At 70.2% G+C, this 5,309-nt stretch carries 4 protein-coding genes; 2 read left to right on the top strand and 2 right to left on the bottom strand.

The window, feature by feature from the left end; all coding sequences use genetic code 11:
• Positions 1-370: 370 nt before the first annotated feature.
• Entirely contained in the window at positions 371-1,336 is a 966-nt protein-coding gene (locus tag AC1DKV_RS40040) for an AAA family ATPase (protein ID WP_477139711.1), read from the top strand.
• A complete protein-coding gene (locus AC1DKV_RS40035) occupies positions 1,336-3,057 on the top strand; it encodes a cobaltochelatase CobT-related protein (protein ID WP_477139710.1) in 1,722 nt (573 codons plus the stop codon). The genes AC1DKV_RS40040 and AC1DKV_RS40035 overlap by 1 nt, the downstream gene beginning before the upstream one ends.
• Positions 3,058-3,193: 136 nt before the next feature.
• Here the strand turns inward: AC1DKV_RS40035 and AC1DKV_RS40030 are convergent, their stop codons facing one another.
• On the bottom strand, positions 3,194-3,943 hold the full coding sequence (locus AC1DKV_RS40030; protein ID WP_477139709.1) for a TSUP family transporter: 750 nt from the start codon (positions 3,941-3,943) through the stop codon (positions 3,194-3,196).
• Positions 3,943-5,031: a phosphate acetyltransferase gene (pta, locus tag AC1DKV_RS40025; RefSeq protein ID WP_477139708.1), complete on the bottom strand. Its 1,089-nt coding sequence runs from the start codon at positions 5,029-5,031 to the stop codon at positions 3,943-3,945. The genes AC1DKV_RS40030 and pta overlap by 1 nt, the downstream gene beginning before the upstream one ends.
• Positions 5,032-5,309 lie beyond the last annotated feature (278 nt).

Raw genomic sequence — 5,309 nt, 5'->3', positions numbered from 1 at the left:
CATGTCGGTGACGCCGTTGGCGGCGAGGGTTTCGACAAAGGCTTCCGAGGGGGTCATGGCCTGCGGGCCGGTGGTGGCGGGGGCGTCGGTGGTGGCCTGGCGCAGGGATTCGGGGAGGTGTTCGCTCATGGTGGTGGGTCTCCGGGCTTGAATTCAAAACGGAACGATTTGTTCCGGATACTGTGTGTTTGACGAACTGTAGGTCGGTAGTTCGCGATGGTCAATAGGGAAAATCAATAAACGGAATGATTTGTCTCTAAAATAGAAACCGTACTAAGATAGGTCAAAGCGCGGGTGACCCGCGGCTGGCGGCGCATGCGCGCCGCCGCGACGACAAGGTGCGGAGGAGAGCGAAGTGAGCGAAATCGTGATGGGCAAGCCGGACACAATGGTCGCGGCTCGCACCCTGTTCGGCATCGATTCGGGCCTGATGGTGCCGGCGTTCCGCGAACGCGACGACCATGTGCCGGAGATCGATCCGGCCTACCGTTTCAACCCCGAAGTGACGCTGGCGATCCTGGCGGGCTTTACCCGCGACCGCCGCGTGATGGTGCAGGGCCTGCACGGCACCGGCAAATCGACCCATGTCGAGCAGGTGGCGGCTCGCCTGAACTGGCCGTGCGTGCGCGTGAACCTCGACGGGCATATCAGCCGGCTCGACCTGGTCGGCAAGGACGCCATCGTCGTGCGCGACGGGCGGCAGGTCACGGAATTCCAGGAAGGGATCGTGCCCTGGGCATTGCAGCGCCCGGTGGCGCTGATCTTMGACGAATACGACGCCGGGCGCCCGGATGTGATGTTCGTGATCCAGCGCATGCTGGAGCGCGACGGCAAGTTCACGCTGCTCGACCAGAACCGCGTGATCCATCCCCATCCCGCCTTCCGCATGTTCGCCACCACCAACACCGTGGGGCTGGGCAACCTGAACGGCATGTACCACGGCACGCAGATGCTCAACCACGCGCAGATGGACCGCTGGAACGTGGTGGCCACGCTGAACTACCTGCCGCGCGCGGAAGAGGCGGGCATCGTGCTGGCGCGGGTGCCGGAACTGGCAGGCGAGGCCGGGCGCGCGCTGGTCGAATCCATGGTGAGCGTGGCGGAGCTCACGCGCAAGGGCTTTGCCACGGGAGACCTCTCCACGCTGATGTCGCCGCGTACCGTGATCAGCTGGGCGGAGAACTGCCAGATCTTCCGCGATCCGGCGCTGGCCTTCCGGCTGAGTTTTCTCAACAAATGCGACGACGCCGAGCGGCCGGTGGTGGCCGAGTACTTCCAGCGCTGCTTCGGGCGGGAACTGGATCCCGCGCGCGAAGCCGCGCCGGAGCCGCGCTGATGGCGGCGGACCGCCAGGCGGCGCGCCGCCATCAGCAGCGCGAAGCGCTGTGCGCGGCAGCAGTGCGCGCCCTCACCGGCGACGCCGCGCTGCACTATCGCGTCGGCCGCCTGTGCCGGGGCACCCGGCMGCTGCCGCTGCACGCGCCCCACATGCGCACCGATGCGCAGGCCGACGACTTTGCATCCCTGCGCGGCGCGGCGGACGGCGCCGCCTTGCGCCTGGCGCGCTCCGAGCCGGAACTGCACCGCCAGCTGTGCCCGGGCGATCCGGTCGAGCGGCTGGTGTTCGAGTTGCTGGAGCAACTGCGCTGCGAGTCGCTGCCGCCGGCCGGCATGCCGGGCCTGGCGCAGAACCTGAGGCACCGCTTCGAAGCCTGGTCGCGCGCCTTCCATCGCGCCGGCCTGGCCGAGACCCAGCTGGGCATCCTGCTGTACACGGTGGCGCAGATCGCGTGGTCGCGGCTTTCGGGCTGGCCGGTGCTGCCGGACACCGAGGACCTGATCGAAGCCACGCGGGCCGCCATCGTGCCGGTGCTCGGCGTGCCGCTGGCGGGCTTGCGCCGGCATCGCGCGGAACAGGGCGCGTTCGCCGCGCATGCGCTGGCGATCGCCAGGCTGCTTGGYGACATGTTGCGCTCTGCCCGCGCGGCGCAGGCGCAGGACGGCACCGGGGACGAGCAGGATGAGCAAGCCGTGCGCGTGGCGTTTTCGCTGGCGCTCGGTTGCGAGGACGATGAGCACGAGGCGATGGCCCCGGCGGCGACGGGCACCAGCCGCGTGCTGCAGGCCGCGGCCGGCGGCTATCGCGCCTACACCACCCGCTACGACCGCGAGATCGCGCCCGGCAAGCTGGTCCGCAAGGCCTTGCTTGCCGAGTATCGCGAACGTCTCGACCGCCGCATTGCCGAGCAAAGCATCCATGTGGCCCGGCTGGCGCGGGCGCTGAGCGCGGCGCTGGCCGTGCCGCAGCGCGATGGCTGGTCGTTCGGCGAGGAGCACGGCCGCATCGATGGCCGGCGCCTGGCGCAACTGGTCAGCTCGCCGGCCGAGCGGCGGCTGTTCCGCCTGGAGCGCCACAAGCTGCAGGCGGACTGCGCGGTCAGCCTGCTGATCGATTGCTCCGGCTCGATGAAGGCGCATATCGAGCGGGTGGCCATGCTGGTGGACGTGCTCGCGCGCGCGCTCGACCAGGCCGGCGTGGCCAGCGAGGTGCTCGGCTTCACCACCGGCGCCTGGAACGGTGGCCGCGCCCGGCTCGACTGGCTGGCGCGGGGCCGCCCCGCGCATCCCGGCCGCCTGAACGAAACCTGCCACATGGTGTTCAAGGACGCGGCAAGCCCCTGGCGCCGCGCCCGCGCCGGTATCGCCGCGCTGTTCAAGGCCGACCTGTTCCGCGAAGGGGTGGACGGCGAGGCTGTCGAATGGGCCTGCGCGCGCCTGCTGGCGCGCGCCGAGACGCGGCGGATCCTGATCGTGATCTCCGACGGCAGCCCGATGGATACCGCCACGGGGCATGCCAACGATGCCTGGTACCTGGACAACCACCTGAAGGAAGTGGTGGCGCGCCACGACACGCCGCGCGGCGTGGAAGTGCTGGGCCTGGGCGTCGGGCTGGACCTCAGCCCCTATTACCGCCGCTGCCTGGCGCTGGACCTGTCGGTGGCGCCGGCCATGCCGGTGTTCGCCGAGATCGTGCGATKGATCGGCGGGCGCGGCTGAACCGCCGCCCGGAACCGCCGCCCGGAACCGMCGGCCGGAACCGCCGCCCGGAACCGCCGCCCGGAACCGCCGGCCGGAACCGTCGCCCGGAACGGACGTGCGCATGGCGCGGGGCGGCGAACGGCCTGCCCCGCGCTCAGGCGCTACAGCAAGCCGTGCCCATCGCCGCCAGCCGCAGCAGCCCCGGCAGCATCAGGTAAGCCCCGATCACCACCAGCACGCCGAAGGCGATGCGCCGCGTCGCCAGCGCCGAAAGCGGCGGCGGATAGCGCCGCGCAGCGATCGTCGTCAGCGCCACCACGGGCACGGCCAGCGCGGCCTCGAGCCAGATATCGGCGCCGAGCTGCCCCTGCCAGGCGCTGAACAGCGTGCGCGTGACGGAAGTCGCCGTGAACACCAGGATCAGCGCGCAGCGKATTTCCACCAGCGACAAGGGCTGGCGATAGAACTGGAAGATCAGCGGCGKCCCGGAGACGCCGAACATGCCGCTGAGCAGGCCGCCGAAGACGCCGCTCATGAAGAAGCTGCGGTCGCCGGAGCGTTGCCGCAGCGGGGCGGGGCGCAGCGCCGCGCTCAGGCCGCCATACAGCACCACCGCTCCCAGCAGCCATTGCAGGATGCCCGACGCGCTGCTGCTCAGGTAGTCGAGCAGCAGCACGCCCGCCACCACCGACGGCAGGATGCCCAGCGTGGCCGCGCCCACCGCGCGCCAGTCGACGTGATGCAGCTTGCCGGGCAGGGCCACCGCGCTGTTGGCCAGCGTCACCAGGCTGACCACCATGGCCRCGCTGGCCACCGGCGCCAGGCCGAGGCCGCTGGTCGCGCCCATCACGATCATGCCGAGGCCGAAGCCGGTCACGGTCTGGAAGTAGCTTGCCGCGCCCATCAGCGCGAGCAGCGGCAGCAGGTGTTCGGTGCTMATGGCAGTGACGCGGCCATGGCGTTCCCGGCGGGCTGGGGGGGCCGTGTCTGCGCGGCGGCGGCCTGGGCCTGCACCGCCGTGACCRCGATCACGTAGTAGACGTCGTCGGCGCTGCAGCCGCGCGACAGGTCGTTGGCCGGCTGCTGCAGGCCCTGCAGCAGCGGCCCGATGGCCTTGGCGCCGCCCACGCGCTCGGCCAGCTTGTAGCCGATATTGCCGGCTTCCAGGTTGGGGAAAACCAGCACATTGGCGCGGCCTTCCACCTTCGAATGCGCGATCTTCTTCGCGGCGATCTMGGCCACGATGGCCGCGTCGAGCTGCACGTCGCCGTCGATCGCCAGCGCGGGGCGCCGTTCCTGCACCAGGCGGGTTGCCTCCACCACCTTGTCGACCGCCGCGTGCCTGGCGCTGCCGCTGGTGGAGAACGACAGCATCGCCACGCGCGGCGCATCCATCAGCAGGCTCTGCGCGCTGTCGGCCGCGGCCATGGCGATCTCGGCCAGCTCGCCGGCATCGGGGTCCACCACCAGCCCGCAATCGGAAAAGATCAGTCCGCCCTTCAAGGCATGGAACGGTTCGCAGAGCATCATCAGGAAAAAACTCGACACCAGCCTGAACGCGGGATCGATGCCGATGATCTGGATGGCGGTGCGCACCACGTCGGCGGTGGTGTGCACCGCGCCGGCCACCGAGCCGTCGGCATGGCCCAGGCGCACCATCAGGTTKGCGAAGCACAGCGGCTTGAGCACCTCGCGCTTCKCTTGCTCCAGCGTCATGCCCTTCCTGCCGCGCAGCGCGAACAGCTTGTGCGCGAACGACGGTGTGAGCGCGGAGGTGGCAGGGTCKATCAGGTCCATGCCGGCCAGGTCGATGCCGTCGCCGGCGGCGGCCTGGCGGATGCGCGCCGCGTCGCCCACCAGCACGATGCGGGCAATGGCCTCGCGGCTGGCGCGTTGCGCGGCCTGCAGGATGCGCGGGTCTTCGGCCTCGCACAGCACGATGCGCCGGGGCGCGGCGCGGGCGCGCTCGATGATGCGGTTGATCGCTTTCATTGGGTCGGGCTCAGGGGTTCGGTCGCGGCGGTTCGGTTGCGTCAGTTCTGTCGCTGCGGGACAGTCGCCGCAGCGACAGGGCCGGAAGCGGCGCGGGCCGCCTCCGGCGTGCTCAGGGACTCAGGGACTCAGGGACTCAGACGAAGTCCTTGTACTTGTCGAGGGTGCGCACGGGCTTGGCGAGCGCATCGCGGCGGAACGGGTCGCCGAGCTCGCGGGTGCACATGATCTCGATGATGGTGGTCTTGCCGTGATTCATCTGCAGATCGATGGCGCGC

The organism is Cupriavidus sp. 05T41 (assembly GCF_056396525.1).
The sequence above is the reverse complement of the archived record's forward strand: the minus strand, read 5'-3'. Positions and strand labels throughout refer to the sequence as shown.